The organism is Buttiauxella sp. B2 (assembly GCF_006376615.1).
GTDB lineage: Bacteria > Pseudomonadota > Gammaproteobacteria > Enterobacterales > Enterobacteriaceae > Buttiauxella.
Window position 1 is genome coordinate 1 of record NZ_VEXQ01000058.1, and the last position, 3,857, is coordinate 3,857.

Annotated in this window: 8 protein-coding genes; 7 read left to right on the plus strand and 1 reads right to left on the minus strand. The window is 51.3% G+C overall.

What is annotated here, in order from left to right; translation table 11 throughout:
• Positions 1–12: 12 nt before the first annotated feature.
• The 5 genes from FH968_RS23365 to FH968_RS23380 are packed head-to-tail and all read left to right on the plus strand — an operon-like array spanning position 13 to position 1,946.
• On the plus strand, positions 13–522 hold the full coding sequence (locus FH968_RS23365; RefSeq protein ID WP_139883852.1) for a lysozyme: 510 nt from the start codon (positions 13–15) through the stop codon (positions 520–522).
• Positions 519–944 carry an Rz-like lysis system protein LysB gene (gene lysB / locus FH968_RS23370; RefSeq protein WP_139883854.1) on the plus strand — a complete coding sequence of 142 codons (426 nt, stop codon included), beginning with the start codon at positions 519–521 and terminating at the stop codon, positions 942–944. Before FH968_RS23365 ends, lysB begins: the two co-directional genes overlap by 4 nt.
• Positions 832–1,077 (plus strand): Rz1-like lysis system protein LysC, encoded by a 246-nt coding sequence (gene lysC, locus FH968_RS24025; protein ID WP_255431587.1) that lies wholly within the window; start codon positions 832–834, stop codon positions 1,075–1,077. The genes lysB and lysC overlap by 113 nt, the downstream gene beginning before the upstream one ends.
• Positions 1,040–1,507, plus strand: a complete 468-nt coding sequence (locus FH968_RS23375; RefSeq protein WP_139883857.1) for a phage tail protein — start codon at positions 1,040–1,042, stop codon at positions 1,505–1,507. Before lysC ends, FH968_RS23375 begins: the two co-directional genes overlap by 38 nt.
• On the plus strand, positions 1,500–1,946 hold the full coding sequence (locus FH968_RS23380; protein WP_139883859.1) for a phage virion morphogenesis protein: 447 nt from the start codon (positions 1,500–1,502) through the stop codon (positions 1,944–1,946). Before FH968_RS23375 ends, FH968_RS23380 begins: the two co-directional genes overlap by 8 nt.
• Positions 1,947–1,989: 43 nt before the next feature.
• On the opposite strand, the gene FH968_RS23385 is transcribed toward FH968_RS23380, so the two are convergent.
• On the minus strand, positions 1,990–2,745 hold the full coding sequence (locus tag FH968_RS23385) for a hypothetical protein (protein WP_139883861.1): 756 nt from the start codon (positions 2,743–2,745) through the stop codon (positions 1,990–1,992).
• A 120-nt stretch (positions 2,746–2,865) separates the two neighbouring features.
• On the opposite strand from FH968_RS23385, the gene FH968_RS23390 reads away from it, so the two are divergent.
• A complete protein-coding gene (locus FH968_RS23390; RefSeq protein WP_139883863.1) occupies positions 2,866–3,507 on the plus strand; it encodes a phage baseplate assembly protein V in 642 nt (213 codons plus the stop codon).
• Entirely contained in the window at positions 3,504–3,854 is a 351-nt protein-coding gene (locus tag FH968_RS23395) for a GPW/gp25 family protein (RefSeq protein WP_139883865.1), read from the plus strand. Before FH968_RS23390 ends, FH968_RS23395 begins: the two co-directional genes overlap by 4 nt.
• Positions 3,855–3,857: the final 3 nt, after the last annotated feature.

Sequence of the window (3,857 nt, forward strand, 5' to 3'; positions counted from 1 at the left end):
AGGAGGTGATCCGTGGCCTCAATCGTTAAGCGTTGTAGCGTGGCCGCCGTACTGGCGCTTGCAGTACTGGTGCCGGATTTCAGCTTACTGAAAACCTCCCCCGACGGGTTGGCGCTGATTGCTGACCTAGAAGGATGCCGACTGAAACCCTACCAGTGCAGCGCCGGTGTCTGGACATCCGGCATCGGCCATACCGCCGGTGTGACGCCGAAAGGTGACATCACCGAACATCAGGCCGCACGGAACCTGGTCAGTGACGTGCTGGCTGTCGAGCGTCATCTCGCAGTTTGCGCACCGGTTGCCATGCCGCAGCCGGTGTATGACGCGGTAGTGAGTTTTGCGTTTAACGTCGGCACTGGTGCAGCTTGCAAATCGACGCTGGTCGCGTTTATCAAGCGCCAGCAGTGGGTGCAGGCGTGCAACCAGCTCCCGCGCTGGGTGTTTGTCAACGGTCAGAAAAATAGCGGGCTCGAAAATCGTCGGGTGAGGGAACTGGCTTACTGCCTTAAGGGGGGTGAATGAAAATGCTGATGATTTTGCTTCTGATGGCCGTCGCGGCTCTGGTGTGGATGAAGCGAGAGAACGGCCAGCTCGCCCGCTTGTTTGAAAAAGCAAACCGCGTCGCCGGTGAGCAGAAGACCCAGAACACCATGCTGCGTAATCAGCTCGATGTTGCTGCCACTGTCCGACAGCGCAACGAGCTGGCGCAGGTCGATTTACGCCATCAACTCGCCACCGCGAATACCCTCGCGGCAAAGCGTGGCGAAACCGTAACGAGGTTACTCAATGAAAATAAAGCACTGCGCGACTGGTATGAGTCTGAGCTGCCTGATGACATTATCCGGTTGCACATCCGCCCCGCATTCACCACCACAGCCGATTATTTACAGTGGCTGTCCGAAAGTGGCACTGTGCCCGATACCGGCAAGCCAGCCGCGCACTAACGGTGATTTAAGTGCCGACATTCGCCAGCTTGAGGGCGCGCTCGCAAGCTGTGCGCTCCAGGTTGAAACCATCAAACACTGTCAGGATGAACTCGATGCTCAAGCCAGCCAGTTTACGCAAAGCGCTCTGTGATGCGGCACCGGTACTGCGTAACAACCCGGATATGCTGCGTATCTTTATCGACAGCGGGAAAATTGCCGCGACCCTTGCAACCTCGCTGTCGTTTGAAAATCAGTACACCTTAAACATCGTGGTCACGGATTATCACGGCGACCTGGATTATCTCATCGTGCCGGTCAATGCCTGGCTGCGCGAAAACCAGCCCGACATCATGACCACCGATGAAGGGCGTAAAAAAGGCTTCACGTATATCGCTGATATTAACGACGACGAAAGTGTCGACGTGAGTATCAGCCTGATGCTGACTGAGCGCACGATTGTCAGGCAAGAAGGTGAAGCCCTGCACGTGAAACATGCCCACGAGCCACCGCTGCCGGAGAACGTCAGGCGCCCGATGGAACTCTATGTTCACGGTGAGCTGGTGAGTCAGTGGCATGAATGAATTTAAACCCTTTGAGGACAAACTCGCCGGACTCATTGCCAACCTGTCACCGGCAGCGCGTCGCAGGATGACGGCAGAGATTGCGAAGCAGCTCAGATCCTCGCAGCAGCAGCGCATCAAACGCCAGCAGGCACCTGACGGCACACCGTATGCTGCCCGTAAACGCCAGCCAGTGAAGGGTAAAAAAGGCCGTGTTAAGCGTGAGATGTTTACCAAGCTGCGCACCAACCGGTACATAAAAGCCAAAGGCACAAATGAGGCTGCTGTGGTGGAGTTTGCCGGACGCGTGCAGCGCATGGCTCGGGTGCATCAGGAGGGATTGAGAGATAAACCGAATAAATACAGTGAGGTGGTACAGTATGAGGTACGCCCATTATTGGGATTCAATAAGGAAGGTATAAATCTTGTTGAGGAAATCATATCTCGCTTTTTAAGTTGAACCTTGCATTGGCTCAACTTAATGTATTTTATCTTTTTTTGTTTTACTCACTGTTGTTTTTGAAATCAATAAATGTGTTATTGGTGTGACGGTACTGAGGGTAAATAAATAACGTCATTGCCCAGATAAAAATTGTGAGAATCATCAGATATAGAGATGCCCTCAGTCCCGTATTGTTTTGTACTATTGCATGATTTAATTCTTCTCTCATGTCTGGGTCTGAGCTAATTAAATACGCGCAAGCGCTCTTTAGTATTTGCTTCTGCTGTGCTTGGTTTTTTTTGCATTGATACTTGCTTAAGTATTTTTTTGTGGTTGGGTCATAAATGTCAATGTTAGATATTAGAACCTTGTTGTTAGCCTCAGTGAATGTGGCGTAATCATATCTGTAATTTTTGTTTAAATGGACTAATGATACGGGAAAAGAAAACATTAATATCATCGCTATGATAAAAATCACCATTTCAGCCCGCCCATGCTTTGATTTCCCTATTGGTGGCGCAAAGCATAAAAACCTAAAGTCCTTAGAGGATAATGTGCCAAGCTTGACAGCTTGCGAAACCATTTTTTTGTCATGCAGATTATCTACGTTTATACCGTGATAAAGCCGTAAGAGTTGAAAGCTGAGTAGTGTATTGTCCAGCTCTTTTGTTTTTGCATCGTGGAAAGTTATTTTGAATGGCTGGAGTGTTAGTCTGAATAAGAAACCTATTCCGCCTAAATATATTATATATAGAATGGCTATCAGTCCAACACCCTTGTATATCCAGTTTATACTGGTGCTTAGATTATCAAACATATCGAATTCCTTTTGCATGTGCTTTGACAGTTACGATACTCCATACGCAATATGTTGTGTAGTACGCTACCCATTACTTTGAAATTGTCGTGATGCTTATCTCACGGCATCCTCTCCCTTATGAATACTCTCTCATCTATCCAGGATCTCGCGCGCCAGCTGCGCAACATTATCCGCACCGGCATCGTGACCGAAGTCGATATCGCGCGGGCATTATGCCGTGTTGAAACCGGCGGCATCACGACCGACTGGTTGCACTGGTTGACGCCCCGTGCCGGTCGCTCACGCATATGGTGGGCTCCCTCAATTGGTGAGCAGGTTTTGCTGCTGGCAATTGGCGGTGAGCTGGATACCGCCTTTGTGCTGCCTGGCATCTATTCCGATGACAACCCTGCGCCGTCAGCCTCTGCGGATGCGTTTCACATTTCGTTTCCTGATGGTGCCGTGATTGAGTACGAACCGCAGACCAGCGCACTGACCGTCAGCGGTATCAAAACTGCCGATGTTGCTGCGTCTGAATCCGTGGTCGTGACAGTGCCGCTTGTGACCGTGAAAGCCAGTCAGAAAATCACCCTCGATACGCCGGAAGTGGTCTGCACCAGTAAACTGAGTTGCGCTACGCTGGAAGTGAAAAAAGGCGGCAAGATGAGCGGCGACATCGCGCACAGCGGCGGTACGTTTACATCCAACGGCGTGCAGGTCGACGACCACGGTCACGGCGGTGTTGAACGTGGCGGAAGCTGGACTGAGGACACCCAATGACGGCACGTTTCCCCGGTATGAACCGCACCACCGGTCTGAGCCTGTCTGATTCGGCACACATCAGACAGAGCGTGCGCGACATTCTCATCACTCCCATCGGCTCGCGTGTGATGCGCCGTGATTATGGCTCGTTATTATCTGCCCTGATTGACCAGCCTGATAATCCGGCGCTGCGTCTGCAAATTATGTCCGCCTGCTACATGGCAATCCTGAAATGGGAGCCGCGTATCCGGCTGTCATCCATCACCTTTGAAAGTACCAAAGCAGGCGAGTTATTCGTCGACATCACCGGCGTGCGCACCATTACCGGCGGCGCGTCATTTTCCCTGACTGTTCCCCTGAGCTGAGAC